The sequence below is a fragment of the Paraburkholderia sediminicola genome, assembly GCF_046030555.1.
Taxonomy (GTDB): domain Bacteria; phylum Pseudomonadota; class Gammaproteobacteria; order Burkholderiales; family Burkholderiaceae; genus Paraburkholderia; species Paraburkholderia sediminicola_E.
In genome coordinates this window covers 53,244-71,486 of record NZ_JAQQCH010000014.1, presented here as the reverse complement: position 1 = coordinate 71,486, position 18,243 = coordinate 53,244, and the positions used below count along the sequence as shown (strand labels likewise).

Annotated in this window: 10 protein-coding genes; all 10 read right to left on the bottom strand. The window is 59.2% G+C overall.

What is annotated here, in order from left to right:
• Positions 1-57: 57 nt before the first annotated feature.
• The 10 genes from PQQ52_RS20435 to PQQ52_RS20390 all read right to left on the bottom strand — a co-directional run bounded on the left by PQQ52_RS20435 (position 58) and on the right by PQQ52_RS20390 (position 18,219).
• Entirely contained in the window at positions 58-1,746 is a 1,689-nt protein-coding gene (locus PQQ52_RS20435) for a TniQ family protein (protein ID WP_408215060.1), read from the bottom strand.
• Entirely contained in the window at positions 1,743-3,254 is a 1,512-nt protein-coding gene (locus PQQ52_RS20430) for a TniQ family protein (RefSeq protein WP_408215057.1), read from the bottom strand. Before PQQ52_RS20430 ends, PQQ52_RS20435 begins: the two co-directional genes overlap by 4 nt.
• Position 3,255: 1 nt before the next feature.
• Positions 3,256-4,194, bottom strand: coding sequence for a TniB family NTP-binding protein (locus tag PQQ52_RS20425; RefSeq protein WP_408215054.1), 939 nt, complete (start codon positions 4,192-4,194; stop codon positions 3,256-3,258).
• Complete coding sequence (locus tag PQQ52_RS20420; protein WP_408215051.1) at positions 4,184-6,145, bottom strand: TnsB C-terminal domain-containing protein; 1,962 nt, start codon at positions 6,143-6,145, stop codon at positions 4,184-4,186. Before PQQ52_RS20420 ends, PQQ52_RS20425 begins: the two co-directional genes overlap by 11 nt.
• 14 nt (positions 6,146-6,159) lie before the next feature.
• A complete protein-coding gene (locus PQQ52_RS20415; protein ID WP_408215049.1) occupies positions 6,160-6,807 on the bottom strand; it encodes a hypothetical protein in 648 nt (215 codons plus the stop codon).
• A 278-nt stretch (positions 6,808-7,085) separates the two neighbouring features.
• Positions 7,086-7,610, bottom strand: coding sequence for a helix-turn-helix domain-containing protein (locus tag PQQ52_RS20410; RefSeq protein ID WP_408215047.1), 525 nt, complete (start codon positions 7,608-7,610; stop codon positions 7,086-7,088).
• An 859-nt stretch (positions 7,611-8,469) separates the two neighbouring features.
• On the bottom strand, positions 8,470-10,515 hold the full coding sequence (locus PQQ52_RS20405) for a DEAD/DEAH box helicase (RefSeq protein WP_408215044.1): 2,046 nt from the start codon (positions 10,513-10,515) through the stop codon (positions 8,470-8,472).
• Positions 10,512-11,822 carry a BREX system ATP-binding protein BrxD gene (brxD, locus tag PQQ52_RS20400; RefSeq protein ID WP_408215042.1) on the bottom strand — a complete coding sequence of 437 codons (1,311 nt, stop codon included), beginning with the start codon at positions 11,820-11,822 and terminating at the stop codon, positions 10,512-10,514. The genes PQQ52_RS20405 and brxD overlap by 4 nt, the downstream gene beginning before the upstream one ends.
• The gene (gene pglZ, locus PQQ52_RS20395) at positions 11,819-14,518 is read right to left on the bottom strand and encodes a BREX-2 system phosphatase PglZ (protein ID WP_408215039.1); all 2,700 of its coding nucleotides are present in this window, start codon (positions 14,516-14,518) and stop codon (positions 11,819-11,821) included. The genes brxD and pglZ overlap by 4 nt, the downstream gene beginning before the upstream one ends.
• Entirely contained in the window at positions 14,515-18,219 is a 3,705-nt protein-coding gene (locus tag PQQ52_RS20390) for a DUF6079 family protein (RefSeq protein WP_408215036.1), read from the bottom strand. Before PQQ52_RS20390 ends, pglZ begins: the two co-directional genes overlap by 4 nt.
• Positions 18,220-18,243: the final 24 nt, after the last annotated feature.

Genomic DNA, 18,243 nt, shown 5'->3' with positions numbered 1-18,243 from the left:
TGATTGCAGGACAGGGTTGACACGACCCACGAAAGCCAATTTTTCATGCTTCACGTCCTACGCTGCGGGGAATTTCCACGCTGCCCCCCTGCGGATCCAATATTGCCGTCCGCCGTCGACTGATGGTCCGGTGACAATCTCAATGTCGTGCAGCCGGGCCCAGTCGGGCGCTTCGCGAGCGGAGATTCCCATCGTCTTCGCCAACGCGAACAGCGGCAGAAATTGCTCTGTGAACTTCTGCAGGTCATCAATATCGACGACCCGCGCTGCTCGCCGCCGCAGCTTACCCATTCGAGTCCTGACCAGGCCTATGTTGATCAGGTGGTACATCACTTCCTGCTTGATGCCGAGCCGACGGGCAGCCTCAACAATAGATATCTGGGAGCCCAATCCGACACGTGCCTGCATGGCAGTGACCACGTCGCCACGGTCGGCGAAAATCTCCCGCAACGCTGATACCTTGCCCGGCCCGAAGACCAGGCGTACGTCACGGTTCACGAGCCCGTTGAAGAATGCCGCTGACGCTTCAACAGGAACATACAGACGCAATGCGTCGGCTACGCTGACCGGATCTCCAAACGCCAGTGTGTCCTCGACACAGGTCGCCACGATGCTGCCGAGCAGGCGGTCGACGGACCTCGTGTCGATCCGGGTCCCGGTTGAAGCAATCAGGCCTGCCTTCGCTAGCGCCTGGATACGTCTGGTGGACATCCCGGCATATCGGGCTGCCGTCTTCAATGGGATCAGCGAATGCTGGGTTTTCCTGAGGCGCTGCAGGTCTGCCTGACTAATCACGAACTTCTGCCGTCCGGCCTGGGTTCGCCTGACCGGTACAGTTACGCCCGTCTGCGCAAGCAAGGCGGCAATGGCAGGGTTTCGTGTCCTCTGGAGACTATGCAGCTCCTTGCCCACCCGCCCGGCAACACCTTTCCGTTCCCAGAGCACCACAGATCCATGGCGCGATGAACTCGCAACGTATCCATCCAGCAGGTCCAGCATCCAGCAACGTTCGGCCTCATTCAACTGCTTGCGCAGCATGACGAGCAAACGCGGGAAGACTTGTGACAACAAGGGAATATTATTCACGCCTGTCTGAGGCGCACGAAGGCGATCAAGCAGTTCAAAACAGGCCAGTTGGTCCGCGATCAGTGACGCTCCGGCCGTCACGAGCAACTGTTCGACGTTTTCCAACTGCCGTGTGGCCTTCTTCAATGGTTTGCCTTGAAGCCCGAACTGGGCCAGGGCTCCTAAAAATCGTGACAGGCTCCATCGCTCTCCTACAGATAGAGTTCCTGCATTTGAGCCTGATCGGCCGGCAGTTAGCTGCTGGAGCTCGGTGGAAAAGGGCTGTACCAATGCATCTTGTAACGGTGCGCTGCACGTGCAGTTTGCAAACCGAACATGTTTCCAGCGCAACACACGGTGACAGCCATTGCATGATGAGGTGAGCCAGCAGCGATGCTCAAAGCACGCCGCGGGCCCGGAGTGCCAGCTTTCGCGCCAGTAGCTGTCGGGTTCCGCCAAGCAGTGAGGACACCAACGGGCAATGCCATGCGTTTTCGGCAGGCTGTTCTCATTACAGTTGAGCCAATTGGGGTTAGACAAGCCATTCGCAACTGCGACGCGTAAGCGATAGCCGAGAAAGCTTTCATCCAGGCGTACAAGGGGGCGCACCAGAAGCCGCTCGTTGAACAGTGCGGCTCCCTTCGTGCGCCAGTCCACACCGTGGATCTGTTCGCCACTCATTCCAGTAACAATGAAGCCTGGTGGGACGAACACTTCTGATGTTTATGTCTCGCTATGTCTCCTTTCCTGAGTCGGCGCGCGCGTTCGAGCGCAGTGTAGTCAACGAAATAAGCGAACAAATGAGAACTTTCCGTCTGCCGGAAAATGGGGAGTTTGCCGCTAAAGGCTTCCCTTAGTACTTGTAGCGCTGCCGGCCGGTAGGGCCCGCTCGATGGAATCCATTCACCCAACAGTGGATGCAGATTAGGAGCGTTTGCCGGAGATGGACGAGATACCTCCTCTAGTCGTCGACATATATCAGTCAGATCAGAGCGCTTAAAGAAGCGTCGCAGGTCGACAGCAATCGGACGCAACAAACGTGCACTAAATAAAGCAAGAAAACCGCTTTGGTCGATGCCCAACTCGTTCATTACCTGCTCAGGCGTTGCGATCGACGCATACCATTCGGTACATGCATGCACTGCGTCCGGTGAAATATAGGTATTGCGTCTCGATCCGTACTGCACAATGCTAGCGCCTTGACAAACCTTGTTATCAATAAGATGCCTCAAGACCCTTGGCGGACACCCGATCAGAGACTTTGCTCTTTCGAAGCTCAGACGTCCGGCGGTCTGCGCTTGGCCCGGATGTAACAGCCCATGATTCGACGCGTGCGTGTTTTCCTCTGCTCCTACCAGAAGTCGCCTTCGCAAGACTGCAATCGGCAGATTAGAAAAGCAGGTGGGTCTGTGCGCTTCTTCGAGCAACATTCGACGGAGCCGCGCGAGCACCACGTCACGATGTGGAATCAAGGTGATCTGACCCAGGAAATTGCGAATTCCGTCCAGATCTGCCGACAGAGAAAATTCGTATCTCGCGACTAGTTCGGCAAGTTTTGTTGACCTTGGAATCCCCACCGGCGACGATTCAAATTCGGATGTAGTGGACGCCAACGCGTCGAGCAACGCCTCCAGAAACAAAATGCAAGTGAGCTGCTCGAAAGCTCCCGGGGTGTCGTCCTCAACGATCGACCGTTCGAAGCCCGACCACAATCGATCGACGTGCCGCCGTTCGCTGGGCATTGGGCATACTGCGCCCGCCCAGAGCTGTTCATCCGTGACGTCGGTGACGAAGTATCTGTTTTCTTGCCTGTAGCCTCTCGTCATCACGGGTTCGACCAGATCGTCTTTTAGACGGATATCGTGGATAGTGCAAACATCAAACACTGTGAGTCGCCAGCGCGAGCGAATGTATCTCGACTGCGTCATGCACTCAGGGCAATACCTGATCTTGTTCACACGGGTAACGACGCTCCATCGAGGCAACGTCGTAGCACTCCAGATTGGATAACCATCGGGCTTGCTCAACGCGGTCGCCGGCAATGTCGGCCGAAAACGCTCAGTGTCGTTTAGCCGCGGATGGCGAATGCCATTTGCTCTCGCAACACGGAAAAGGTAGGTCTCGACCCACTCGTCCGGGAGCACCTTGGGACGGCACAGGGGTAGTCCAGAATTAAAGTAAGTATTCATCTCAACGCTCCACAGGTGAAAATGGTTCATCGCCGGTCACAAGTGGCTTTTCATCGAATGCCTTGTGGAAGGGATTCCGTTTATCTGGCGATCCCGGGTAGATGACCGTCCGGAAGGCCTCAGCCAGAACCGCGTTTGTCAATCTAGGATTGGACTGTTCGTATGCCAGTTCGACAGCTCGTACCAAAAGCCTTCGAATGTCACGCAGACGCCCATCGCTTGCAAAGGCGAACAGTCGCGCGAGGACCGCTCCCGAGAAATCTATGGTGGGGAGTTCCCGCAGATAGCCCTTGAAGGTATTGAGGACGCTACGAAACTCGTGTTCCGCAGGCACGTTCGCCACTGAAAACCGGTCGATCTCAATGACCTCCCTGAACCGCTCGCGCAATTGATCATTGGTCGCAAGCAAGCGCCTGGTTCGGGGTATGCCCGCCAGCACAAACGACACCCTTGTCGCATCTACAACGCGCTTGAGCCAGTCAGCAGCGGTGTGCAAGGTTTTCTCTCCGCCGCGATCAATAAGGTGATTAGCCTCATCGATGATCACCAGCCTGACGCGACACTGTTTTATCAGGAAGATGAGTCGGTCAGTCAACTCGACCTCCTTTCCCATATGCCACTTGGGGTCTCCTAGCGCCCTTAGGAGCATGCTCGCTAGAATCTTCGGGGTTGGCGATTGACTAAGTGCCACGTAAAGCACCGGGACTTCAGTGAACTCTTCGTGCTCGATCGCAGGGTGCTTCTTGACGTACCGGATGAGCAAGGTCGATTTACCGACACCGGATTCGCCGAGCAACATAATGTGCTCAGCCTCCTCGCTGCCACACTGATATTCGTGCATACGATCCAATGCAGCCAATATCCGTTTGACATGGGGGAGGTTGATGAAGCTCAATCGGATGTTCTTAACAATTTCTGTGCAGATAGGTTTATTTTTCATGGTTCACCTCCGTGCTGACGGATTCGACTTCAAATTCGGAAAGCTCGTCTGCATCCGAAGTGAACATGGCGGGCGGAACGACAATCTGCGGCTCGGACGTAGCAGGTTGGGGACGATTGGCAGATTTCGACGTTGTATGCGCCAGACGAGCCCCCTGTTTACGCGCTTTCAATTTCTTCGACTGCATCGCCTCATTGGCTTTCTCACGGATCATTTCCTCACCATTTGCTCTGGTTCGTTGGTGAGGATCGGACTTTGCGTACTCTCGCTTGAGAGCCTTCGCCTGCTCTAAGGTCAAGTTGTTGTACTGCTCATCGGAGTTAGCAGCGCGGATATATGTGCTGTTGATCGGGTCCCATACCCAGATCAAGCCAACGTTCTCGTATGGAGCTTTGATTTGTACCTTTTGTTTGGCTGGTAGCATCCGCCGTAAGGTGAGAACTTCTGCGGATACGTACGTGAACGTATTAAAGTCGATACCATAGTGCTGTATCGGGCGCTCGTCGACGTCGCCGAATTCGATGCTGAGATCCTCCGCGTTGCATTTCAGCGCTGGCGGAAATGCAACTGCACTCTCCTTCCACACATCGATTGGGGCGCGCCCGGACAGACCTTTATGAGGTCGCAGGTGATATGCGGATGTAATCCAGACGTGAACCATCTCGTTGAGTTGCTCGAACGTGATGCAAGCTTCATCTTCCGATTTGAAGCCTATGCGTTGATGAACCTTTGCGAGAGTCGTTCCTGGGAGTTTATGGATGAAGGAATAGTTGAACGTTCTGAGAAAGCGCTCAACGAATGGCTTGTCGTTCGGATCGCGCGACGCGGCGTATTCGCATGTCACACCGAGATTCGTTAGAGCATCGACTACCGCATGGGCATGAAATTCTCGCCCATTGTCCATGAGCAGGCGTTCAGGCCAACCATGGCACGGCCATTCCAGAAGTAGCTCGGGAAATCGCTCACTCAGATAGCTCTTTGGCATCATCGAGTGCCGCAGCGCTTCGAATACAGCGTGAACGCCGTGTCCGGCGGAGCTGATGCAGAATCCAAGCACGCATCGGGAAAATCGATCCAGTACAACGGTCAAGTACGGGCGATCGATTGCTCTGCCCTCGGCATCCGTATAGATCAAGTCGATCGGGGTATGGTCGATTTCAACGATTTCAAGAATTCTGGACACTTTGCGCGCGCAAGACTGATCGGCGGATCGGCGCTGTGCTTCGCGTTCACCATAGCGAGCCACTGCTCGGTCAAATGCATTGATGCTCCCGATACGTCGTTGGATGGTCCGAAGTCCCGGAAACTTGAGCCACTCGGACTCGATACGCGTCGTGTTCAGCCGCTGGATTTCGAGGAATACCGCGTTATAGACATCCTCTGCGGTTCCCCTTTTGCTGTTGAGGAATGCGGTTTCGATTTTGTCTTGCACGATACCTTCGACGACGTTGTCGAGTCGTGACTGCCCTTTGCCTCCCCTCAGATCTGTTCGATCAAGCAATGCGCGGACATCAAACTGCGCAACTAGGTAGCGCGCGCGCCAGCGATATATTGTCGTGACATGGGGTGGCTTTGCGTCGTCCAGGTCGCCTGCCACTTTTTGAGTCGCCTGACACAGGGCAGATCGAGGACCTTTGAACGCATCCATCCGGTCAAGCGCCACGAGATAGTTCACACGCCGTCGCGTCTCAAAGTCACCTTGCTTGGCTGGTGGTATGGCAGCTTCCAGCGCATCCTTGAAGGTGTTACGCATTGGAGGGCGTTGATACTGCCTGCTGTTTACCGTGCGAAGGTATCCCCGTACATACTCTTCCAGAAGATCTGCTTCACTGTGGCTGGAAAGCTCACCTGTCACGATGTTTTCCAGTTGAGCAATGTCCTCCTGTACGCGAACGAGCCGGAACTTCCCCGCGCCGCGGAATACAACCTGATCCTTGATGAAGTTGGCCATGGTTGACGCTCCTCCTAGCGAGTTGCGACTGACAGGAGATCATCTGGATCACGCTTCATGATCCGGCGAAGCAAATCGTCACATTGACGTTTTGCGTCTTCCCATTGCTGTTGAATGTCTGCAGGAGGAGGGGTGCCGTTTTCCGGATCCCACAAGGATGCGTCGAGGTCTGGGCGGAACTTGCCGCGCAGTGGACGCATTCTGAGGAGTAGTGCGAGTTTGTCTTGGAGATCATTCGCGAGGAGATCGGACCGCAAGACAATGTGGAAACGGTGCCCGCATCGGCGGAGATGCGGTAGCGCCGCCCTTATCCGCGCGGCAGCTTTTGAGTGTGGGGTAAACGTTCTGTCGTCTTTGACCTCAAGGAACACCGTTGCGTCGGCAGTCTCGATCTGGATTTCCACGTCAGGCGTATAACGCCGCTGGAGTGCGCCGTCTGTGTATTCGAATACCCGTGGCTGGGTTGTGAATGACTTGACTGACGGGGCCCCTTCCAAGGCTCGCAGCGCCATCTCTTCGATGAGGCTTTCGAACTGAGCTGCCTTGGCTGACTTCCGGCTCGGGAAAATCCCTCGCACGCCACGGCCTGAGACGGTCACGATGCGGCGCGGCCGACGTGATGAGGGTTGATGATTCGCTAAGATTTGAGAGATTTTAGGCACGAGTTTTCTCCATCGCGTCTCGAGGAGACGCTTACGTCCGGGGAATGTGCGCCCCCTTCGACAGCAATTTGCTGTCGAAAGCGCCGCCGCAAATGGACGAGCGAGGGCGGAAATTCGATCAGATTTGATCAAATTTCTAGGTGGCGCAAATCGTAGGGAAAAAGAAGGACTTGACGCTGAGGTCAGATCGGTAGAGACTCGGCTTTGTTGGGTGACGAATCGCTACTGATTCTGATCCAAAGCGCTGCACGCCTTCGGGTTTGTGGCGCTTTTGTTTTTTACATTGCTCCTCCTTGGCTGGTTGCATTGGTTGCATCGATCGGGGCCGTACGGTTTCGTCGAATCGCAGCATGCACGCGAGCGAACACCTCCATATCTTCCTCTGACAGACCCTCGTCGCGCACAAGCGCGGCGACGACTCGGTATTTGTACACGGGCAACGGATCTGACAAGTGAATGTAACGCTGAGAACATGTGGCCACGATCGCAAGCTCCTGCTTGCCGTTCGCGTCCAGGTTCAGCGCGTCCCCTAACTGTTCAATGAATGCGACGCCGTCGGGCGAGCGAATCCCTCGCTCAATCGCGCTGATGTAGCCGTCGTCAACTCCCACGCGGCGAGCAAGCTCGGTCTGTGAGATGCGAAGCTCTCGTCGACGGGTACGCACGAAATTTCCAAGGTTTGTCACGTTGATATTCGACAGCAGAGTGATGTTGAGATGAATACCGAGGGTAGCTGGATTCGGTCGCTTTCGCAAAGCCAGTGCGCGGATATTTTTTTGGATCAACTCTGATGCGAATTTCAAAATTTCGACTATGTATTTGGCTATACTGGCCAATATATATTTAGCTATACAAATTAATATATGTTTTTGTTATCCATCGGCGACAGTCGTCACGTGACTGGTGGCCGGTAGGTCCATGCAGAGCATTCAAGTGGCGTGCGCTCAAGTTTCGAGCGACTGCTTGGAAGGGGTGAGCTTGTTGCAGAGGCCGTACCAAGGCTCCTAGCGGGCGCAAGCCATGGTTTCGGCGAGACGCATAATGACTGAATCACCCTGCTGGTAGCTTTCGCGCGAATCGGTGCCCGTCTCGTGGTTAGCCACAAAGCCTGGTAGTTGCCGCTCCGCCGGCCATGATCCGATATACCGAGGTAATCAAAGTGCGCGACAAAGATTCCCCATTGCATTCCTGCAGCAGCTTTTCTTCGCGCTGTGAGAAAGCATGTTCGCGAATGCGGGCTATGAAATTTTCGACCATCTCCGCTTCCAACGTCGGCAGTGGGACTAGACCTTCGACGATGCCGTCGAAGGTCTAGTCCCGGCGCGACGTCACCCCACTGGATTCACGCAGCCACGACCGCAAGGGCGGTGACCATCTCGACTACCTGTAGCACGAAGGAGGCGCGTATCGCTACCACCAAGTGTAGGGACGGCCAGCATCCGTGTCGTCCGCGACTATGAAGACGCTGGTATCAGCTGCGACGTGCTGGCCCGCGTTCAGCTTCGCCCAGTAGCCACGCGGCGATAACGGTATATAGCCGCGCCGGCACGCCTTCGCGAGTCCCACATCGGAAATGGCCAGCGATTTTATCGGAGTAGCTCATACAGCTGCTTCCGCGTAAATAGATAGCCCATAACTGGCTCCTCTGGGAGTACTCAGTGACTAGGCACCGATGCAAGGCTGTTGGGATTCAACGGGTACCGCAAAATTCCGAGCAAAAATAGTCCGGCAAAGTAAATCGGATGGGACAGCGGAGGCGAACTTTATCCCGTCGGCAAAGGTTCTTTGCTCTTCGTTTGTCAGTGGCAAAGTCGTGCCCCGGCAAAGTCCAAGGTGCAAGGCAGCCGCCGGCGCTAGAACACTCAATGCATCAAATTTAACGCGCGTTTCACCATTGCCAGCGGCCCGGGCATAGGTCCGGTTCTCTTTCGTGCCAGCAAACGTCCAGGTGCGCGTCTGTCCTCCCTCGAGCCTTGACATGAAGTGCGCATCTACCGAAATAGCCAGTTCTTCCATCAACGCTCCGAACTGGATCTTCGCCCGCTGAGATAAATGCACGGCAGGCGACGTGCCATTGGCAAGTGCGACGCGAATGCCTTGACAGACCATCCGGCTCAAGCTGCGCGCACCGCCCATCCACCTCGCTTTGCCGCCCTCTTTCACGGGCTCCAACCAGACCGTGCGCTTGGACCACTCGATCTCCTTGACGAGCCAACTACGGCCGGCCAACAGGAGCAGACGTGGACGATCCTCGCCCGTCAGCACCGTCGGGTCGATGTAGCCGATCTCCGCACTGCCACAACGCCCGGTCAGGAGTTGAGCACCGCTGAATGAGGCCAGCAGGTCTCGATAGTGGCCTCGGCCGAACTCACGTTCTGTACGCGCTCCAATGCGGACAAGACCCTCCGCGCTGTTTAGGTAGTCCTCGTGGATCATGTGATCGACAAGCAACCTGATTCCGTCAGGTGGCAGTTCCGGAAAACATCGTGTCAGCAGCGCGACCACTTCATTCAGGGGCCACTCACCGCGTTCCAATGTGGCCACGAGTATCTGCTGTGCGGCGATGGGCCAAGGCTCTTCCGGCGGTCGCGCGGCTTCGACCCAAGCTTGGGACCAGAGGTGGGTGACACCCAGAGCCAACAGGAAAGCATCTTGGTTGGTCGCCAAGAACAGGCAGTTGCGCCGGCTACCTCCTCGTCTGCCGGTACGACCCATGCGCTGTAGGAACGACGACACTGTCGAGGGAGAGTCGATTTGAATCACCCGGTCTAGGTCACCGACATCGATGCCGAGTTCCAGCGTCGATGTCGCGACGATCACGCAGTCCTTCTCTTCGCCAAATGCAGCTTCGGCCTGCCTGCGCTCGGACGCGCTGAGCGACGCATGGCTGACAAAGGTGCGCACCTGCTTGGCTCGCAGCATGCTGCTCAGTTGCTCGGCGCTGCTGCGGGAGTCACAGAACACCAACCGCTTTTCGCCGCGGTGCATGCGCGAGATGACCGTCGCCGCGTTTTCAAGCGTGCCGACGTGATCAATCGTGACATCGGCATCGGTGCTCACCGAGGCGCTGCCAACCACACACTTTTCCCCAACGGGCGCGAACCAATCCAGTAACTCGGCCGGATTGCTGACGGTCGCGGACAAGCCGATTCGCTGGAGCGGTTGTTCCATGTAGTGCTCCAGTCGGTGTAGCACCGAGCGCATGTGCCAGCCACGGTCATCGGCGGCGAAGGCGTGCAACTCGTCGACGATCACGGCACGCAGATTGCCGAACCATGCGGGGCGATCCACCCTGACGGAAATCAGCATCGCCTCGAGCGACTCCGGCGTTGTCAGCAAGATGTCGGGGGCCTCTTTCAGCGCTTTCTTCTTGCGTGACTGCGACACGTCGCCATGCCAGACCTCCACCGTGCGACCGACAAGCCCCGCGTAGTGGGTCAGCCGATGCTCAAGGTTGTTCAGCAGGGCCTTGATGGGGCAGATATACAGGACACTCGTACCGGGCCACGACTCCTTCAGCATCCGCGACAGGATGGGGATGGCGGCCGCTTCAGTCTTACCACCGGCTGTGGGCGCTAATAGAAGACAGTGCAAGCCGGCATGAATCGGCGGGATTGCAGCCAACTGCGTCGGGCGCAGCGTGCTCCAGCCCAACGTGTTGACCACGTGGTACTGGAGGGATGGGTGCAATTGCTCGAATTCGCTCACAGCTCAATGTCATCCACTGAGTTTGCACCCGCCGCCGCCCGCTCGATGGCAGACATCTCGGATTCGGCCAAGGTCAGCGAGTAGTGCTGACGTGGGTCGAAGTCCTCATGCAGGTCCACGCGATCAAGGACATCTGCGACGAGCTTTTTCAGGAAAAGGCGCGGCGCCACGCCCACCTTCCCACCCAGACCGCCCGCCACAGCTCGCGCCAAGGCCTCCAGGTAGCTGTCATCGACAACCGCCCGAAGGCGCTGCTCGTGCTCGCGCCCTTCCGCGTAAATGTCGCGCACGCGGCGCCCCACTGACAGCAGGGCGCCGTGATCAAAAGGCGCCAACCGGATCTGAACAGCCCTGGGGTTGTCGAATCTGCGGTCCGTACCGAAGTCCACATGCAAGCGTTGGGCTAGCGGTGCAAGCCTCTGGACGCCCTGCGGACCATCAAAGAACGCCGGGGTGCCGGTAATGACCAGGTACAGGCCCGGGTAGCGGCCTGCATCGATCTCGTCGATCCATTGCCTCAGCGCATTGAGACCCTTTTCGCGCGTGTCGGTGCGCATGCGCTGAAGCGTTTCCACCTCATCCAGCACCATCACTAGCCCGGCAAAACCGCTGTCACGCAGGATGGTGAGCAAGCCGACGAGGAAGTTGCTCGCGCCAAAGTGGTCCAGATCGCCCTTGATGCCGGCTGCGCGCTTCACGCTGGCCGCCACGTTGGGCTGGCCGGCCAGCCAGCTGATCAGGCCTTCGGCCAGCATGCCGTCGTTGTTGGCCAATGCCTGCCGGTAAGTGCGCAGTACTGCCGAGAAGGCCGGCGCCGTCCTGCTGATGGCACTGAGTCGCGCATCCATCAACGCATCCGTGCGCTGCAGCAAGTCTTGAGCATCATCCGGGTCCACGGCCGGGTCAGCCAGGACATCTTGCTCCAAGGCGTAGAACCATCCGTCGATCACGCCTCTGAATGCACCGCTGGCCATGTCAGCCGTGCCGAGGTGTTCCACCAGACGCCGGTAGACGGTCTCTAGCCGATGAAGCGGCGTCTCGCTTTCGTTGATCTGAACTTCGGTCGCCGCGAAGCCTCGCACGCGTGCGCGCTCCTGCAGCCAGCGGCCAAAGAACGTCTTGCCGGTGCCGTATTCGCCACGCACTGCCTTGAACCCGCCGCGCCCTGAAGCCACCGATTCAAGCTCTTCAGTTAGCGTAGGCCCAAAGGTCTCAATGCCTACGGCCAGCGCATCCAGGCCACTCCCTGGTACAGTGCCGCGGCGTAAGGCGCTGACGATGTCCTCCCTGCGTGCTTCGCTAATCATCGTGCCTCTCCTTGACGGGGCAACCTGAATTGTTGCTGCAGCAGGGCAATGTTGAGTTCGACCGAGCCCGCAGTCTCATCGACGGTGAGTACCGCCGCCTGATCTACGTTCAGTACGCGCCGAACTGCACTCAGCACCCCGCCGATGCGCACCTCTGCAAGCGAAAGGCGGTTCGCCAATGCCGTCCGGGACAGCTTCCCGCCACGTTCGGCGAGCGCCTCTAGCAGCAGGCGCATCTTGTCGTCCGGCAAAGCCACACGTGCTGCCAGTTGCCGTTGCGACGCATAGATCGAACTGGACAACAGACCGCCGATCCAGTCGTAGGGGGCTGCCTCCCGCGTCGCTGGCGGTAGCAAATCGACCGGCGCAAAGAGTCCAGGCTGCGCCTCGATCTCCGCGGGCTTCTTGCGAGTAGGCCTCGGCTGCTGTGCCGCAGTTGCGGGACTCCTGGCCTGCAGGAGGAGCGGAAGCTCCCACCACTCCGGCTGGTTCGGTGGCGCAGGGCTCCAACCCGCGAGGCTCGTCCCCACGGGCACAAACACGCTCAGCGGGACCGTGACCTCTTGGGGCGACAACCCGCCGTGGTAGCCGTTCTTGCGACCCGCATAGCGGCTGCTTTCCCCCCACAGGCAGACCACCTCGTTGGAGCCGTCGCTGGTGACTACCCGAGCGCCACTGACAGCGATCTCTTGAGGTGACGTAGTGGTCTTACCCGGCCGCCAACGGTCACTTTCCCCGCCAGGAACCAGCGTGGTCCCATCCTCCAGCAGGTGGCCGTGATCCGCAGTGATCACCACCACGCGCCTCGCTTCCCGGGCCTCCCGCAACAAAGGCAGTAAATGCCGAAGGTCTTCCAGAGCCCACCGCTGGTTGAGTTGGTCGGGACCGCTGAGGTGGTCGTCGACCGCGTTGTAGACAACGCCCACAACGCGTTGGCGCTGATTCGCGATGGCCGCCCGGACCTCTGGAGAGAGGCTGCCAGCATCAGTCAGGTCTCCCTTGTGGAAGACCTTTGGTGGGTGTTCGGGCCGACTGTGCGCCAGCAAGGCCGCGTGGGCTGCGAATCCAGGCTTCTCCTGCGCTTGCGTGCCTATCGTCAGACGGCCACATAGCAAGCTGGCGCGGCTCACCTCGGTGACGGTGGGGACAGCCGCGACACCAACGAGCGGTTGACCCAGAGCCGTTGGCACCAGCTCTGCCCAGCCTTGTCCGGCTATACGCGAGAACAGTTCGCGAAAGATGCTGTTGCTCAGGCCGTCCATCACCAGTAACAGCGTCGGCTGCACTGCCGCAATTGGAGCCAGCACTTTGTCCAGAACTCGCTCAAGCGGCACGATTCGCCCGCTATCTGCAGACGTCTGTGCGTGCCATTGCACCAGGGCGAGGGCAAATGGTTTGGCGAACGCGTTACGTCGAGCGATGGCCGCCTGGCGGCATGCAGCATAGGCATCAGACAGTTCGGTCAGCTCGTCGCCGCCCAAGAGCCTGAATCTGGCCCAGTCGACATAGGCGCCCTGGTCGGCTTGCCATTCGACCGAGTCGGGCAGTGATGTCCCGGAGGCCATCGGGCTGAGCAGCCAACGCGCGAGGCGTCGCGCCATTTCGACGCGCTCCATGCGTGGCTTCTGGTCGTTCATCAGCGCATGCTTGAGCGCCCGATCAGCCTGAACCTCCACCTGTTGGAGGTTCGTCTCGCTGGGCTCGACCGCGTGAGCGTTCAACGCCAAGGCAAAGTCCGTCAGGCGCTGATCAAGCGCTGAAGGCAGCACATCGCTTAGCTGCGCAAACTCCGAGATGCGAAGATCACGCAACAAGGCATCCGCACGATCCAGCGTGGCCCGGCTGGCCTCCAGGCCCAGGCTCCGAACGGCTTGTTCTGCCGCGGCGGCCCACGCCCGGCCCTCAGCCACGCCAACGTGCTTGTCGTTGACGAAGCGCTCCAGGCGGATCGCGGCCTGACCCAGTGCTGCCTGTCCTTCACCGTCAGGCGCGAAGATGACGCCACTGACCAGTCCCAAAGGCAGCGCATCGTTCGTGCGGGCCGTTTCAACGCAACCCAGCACCATGCCGCCCGCCACGCCGGCAGCTTCTGCGAGCCAGGACACGATGTCCGATCGCATCGCTGCGGGCAAAGGGCCCAGCCGGGGATCTGCATCCGGCGTGAGCGACCACCGGAGCAGCACCACTGCGTCCGGCCGTGCCGCCTCGATCCCGAGAAACCGCGCGAGCACCTCTCGCCAAGCTGTCTCCAGATCGAGGAATCCATTGGCTACGGGTTGGTAGGCCCCCAGTGATGCACCGTCGATCAATGCTTGCGGCATCCAGGCAAACCTGCCGAGCCGAGCATCGGTCTCCTTGGCCTGGAACATCAATCGAACGGTGTCCCATCCTTCCGGCTGGAACACCCGGGCTCGGGCCAGCCGCGCAACAATGTCTTCAGCAACCTCGTGCGTCGACAAGGGCGTGATGACCACCATGCCAGAGGCGGCGGGATCCTGCCGCTCCAAGTCGCACAGAGCCTCGCGGATGGCCAACGACGACTCGCACCAACGCAGTTGAAACTGCCGCCCATGCTGGGTGACGGCGTCTGGCCAGACTTGCCTGGCAACCGCGCGAATTGCGATGGCCTGAGCAGTCGGGTCGCTCGCCAGCACCCGTTCGAGCTGTGCCGTGATCTGCGGCGTTGACAAACTCATAGCTGAGTTCCCTTGCGCTGCAGGCGCCAGCTAAGTGTCAACTCCAGGTCACGCTCGCTGGTAACGCGCGCCTTCAGTTCTTCCAGCGCAGCCACCGCATCTGTGCCACTCAAGTGCAACTCCTGCTTCTCATCCACTATTTGTGGCGCTAGGTTGGCCGGTAGCGGTGAGATCGCCGCAGGTGCCGGTGTGGGTGCCGGCACACCGGGCGTGGGAACCGGGGCAGGCACTGCAGTCGGCGCAGGCGTAGGAGCGGGAGCTGCCAATAGTCGCATGGCATCGCGCTCCAGCTCATCAAGCCGACTTTTCAAGGCGATCACGTGCTCGTCACTGGTAAGCACTTCCGCCAGGCGCCTTACGACGATCTGCGCAGCTTCAGCCCGGTGGTCGCGCAGGTCTCGCACCACGTCGAAGAGCTGCCAGTTACCCGCATCCAGCGCATCAGCACAGGCCTTCGCCTGCCCCAGGGTACGGCCAACGGCGGCCTCGGAGGTTTGCAGATCTGCCGTCGCAAGCGATGTGACAACGTCGGGCTCGGCGGCCTGAGCCAGCGCGGCTACCAACGCCTGCGCAGACTCGGCGGTCTGCTGACGAGCGCCCGTCGCGCCAGCAGCGTAGCGGTTCGACCTGTCGCGCACCTGGACCAACAGGTGCGTCACCACATCCCGCTTCTCGCCGGCCTGCTGTTTAACCTCATCCACCAGCTTGCCCACGTTGGCGGCGTTAAGCGTCCGGCCCAAGGTCAGGCCAAACAAGCTGGACGCGCGCTGTAGCGCGGTCTCCCAGTGCCCGGTATCGGGCAGCGATTGCTCGCGCAATTCCAGCTCGTCAGGCAAGCTATCCACCGACGGCTCAAAGGGCCCACCACGCATCGTGAAGCGGCGATTGGTTGACGCAGCGAAAGCCAGGATGATCAGGTTCTGCAACTCAAGCGGCAGACCCATGGGCGTCGGTGTATCGATCCACTGCCGCAACTTGGCTGCGGTAATTGGGCCCCGGCCGTCGCGCGCATGGCTCTGCGAGAAGCGAGATTGCCAATGTGGCTCGATCAATAGGTGGGTCTCGCCCATCTGCCCCAGTTGGCAGGGATTCACTACCCCACGGACCTGCTTGCGGATACTGGCATCCTGAACCAGCCCGCGCTGCCCCGGTGCTTCGATGGCCTTCTGCACCTCCAGCCAGATCTTGCGAACGATGTTCGGCTTGATCTCGATATCGAACTCAGGGTGGGCCGGATACTGATGGGCGAACAACTGCCCCAGCAGACTCTCGAACGCCGACTTGAAGTCCGAGCCCACCGGCGGCCGCGGCGACAGGGTCGGGTCCAGCGAGCGGAACTGCTGGTCTGCCGTCAGCGGGTTGCTGACTGCGTCCCGGGGCTCGGTGCTAATGCCATAGGCCACTTCCAGCTGCGAACGAAGCTTGATGCGCAGTTGGTCAAGCTGATTACGAGCCAACGCTTTCGCCTGCACGCGATCCACAAACGACAGGTGACCCGCATAGGTCTCGAAGCGCTCCCCCTGGAGGATGTAGTCCAGCACGACCAGGCGACCCAGATCGGCCAGGGCCTTGTTGCTCAAGAAGGAAGGAATCCACAACAAGGTCTTGGTGTCCCCACCCCTGTATTCCGTGAGTCGCGCCAGATCGTCGGCCGGACCAAAGTTTGAATCGTCAAACGGGAAGTCCAGCACTACCGTCCATGTGCCCGACCGGCCTCGCAGACGCTCATCCGTCATTTCGCGGACGTTCTCAAACAGCAGTTCGATTTCACGTCGCGTTCCGCGCCAGTTGAACTCGTAGGTGTTGAACATGTCACCCGTGTCAGCGATCTCCAGTTCCTTGAACAGCGCTTCACGAATCCGCTTACGACGGTTACCCGGGTTGTCGTTGGCCTCGGCCGCGCGCAGGATGGGCTCGATGTCAATGCCGGTCACCTGCAGAGAGATCACCGGCTGCAAGTCTTCGGTGATCTTGATCTCACCGATCTCGCTGGCCCAATCGCGACACTTGCGAATAATGTCAGCACCCTCACGTCCCTGAATCGGCGACTTGAACGTACCGTGATTCAGAGCCGCCAATCGAGGGCCGGTCAATGCTTTCAACGCTTCGACTTCCGGCACCAGAGCGCTGAGTAGCAGCGTCTTCAACAGACGGGCATCGTTGCGCAGGTTTTTCGCCGCTACGGGGTCGGCCTGGCCCAGCTTGATGGCTTCCCAGGTGACGTTGTGCTGCCGCTCCAGCATGGGCAACAGGCGCTGGTTGTACAAACGCTTGGCGTTCTCGAAGTGCAGGCGCATGCCTTCGCTAAAGGGCTCATCGCCCTCGACGATGGCGTCGTATAGGTCGCCCACGGGGATCAGCTGGCCAAGTTCAAGATCTGCCCGACGGTCCACCAGCAGTTGAAGCATCAGCTTGAGCGCCGTGCGCTCTCGCTGCAGGGCAGCCGATACGGCAATCAAGGTCTGGACCAGCGCCGGCGAAAACGGATACACCTTGCGGAACATGTCCCGGTCCGCCGTGGTGGTCAATAGCGTATCCAGCACGTCCTTGCGGATCTTCAGTAGGTCGTCGAAGGTACTTTGCAGTGTCTGCCGCGCAGCCTCATCCACTGGGCGCAGCACCCGCTTCTCGGCGATGGCCGGCAGGTTGCGGTCTTCCAGTGTGATGCGGTGGAAGCGCGCCTCCCAGTGCTTCAGCACATCGCTGAACTGCACCTGTACCGAGCCAGCCAAATTCTCACCCACCAGATCACGCAGGTCACGCTGCCGCGCCACAAAACTGATCAGCGGGATCGGCCGGTCAGCATTGGTGGCCTCCACCAGCTTGACCAGCTTGGTGCCCTCGCGGCTAACGAAGTTGACGTCGGCGGCATGGCTGGCCAGCCACAGCACCAGTTCGTCCAGGAACAGGATGACGGCGTCGTAGCCCAAGGTTTTGGCATGCCGGCTCATGATGCTCAAGCCATCGTCGAGCGACACAAACGACTCGCCACTGCCCGCCAGGGACCGGTAGGCCGAGAAGAACTGCGTGATCAGGTCTCCCACCAAACGCGAGCGTTCTTCGCCGTTGGGCGCCTCCAGCATGGCGGCCTCAAAGGCAACGGCATCCCAACCGCTCTCAAATGCGCCCCAGCCACCGCTTCCAACACCTCCTTCGACGGCTCCCTCGTTGAGCTTCGCAAAGAAGGCATCGTCCCCCATGCGGTCGCGCAGTTCGCTGGCATCCTTGAATAGACCTTCCGCCAGATAGAAGCCAGGCACCGGCGCTTCCGGATGCTTCCTGCGGACGAACTCGGCGTACTGGCCGAGAATGGCCGACTCCATGTCCCGGGCGCCGATCATGTGGTACGGCACCAGCAAGAACTTTCGCCCGTCGGTCCAAGCATGGCGGGCCACTACATCGGCCAGCTCAGGGGTCGCGCGGGCCTGCGTGTTGCCAGCCAGAAGCAGGTTCAGCACAGCCATGAAGTGACTCTTACCCGAACCGAAGCTGCCATGCAGGTAGGCCGCCTTGCTGCCACCGGTTTGCACTGCTTGCTGGATGAAGCCCAGCGCGTTGGCAAAGGCATCCACCAGCTGCGGCGTGACGACGTAGTCACGCAGGGTTTGCTCAGGCTCGGTCACGCCCTTGGACAGTTGCAGGACGAAGTCGCCCTGGTGCACCCGCTCAGGGATGGCGATGAGGTCTTTCAGCAGCGTCATTGTTGTGTTTCCTTGTGTTCTCGC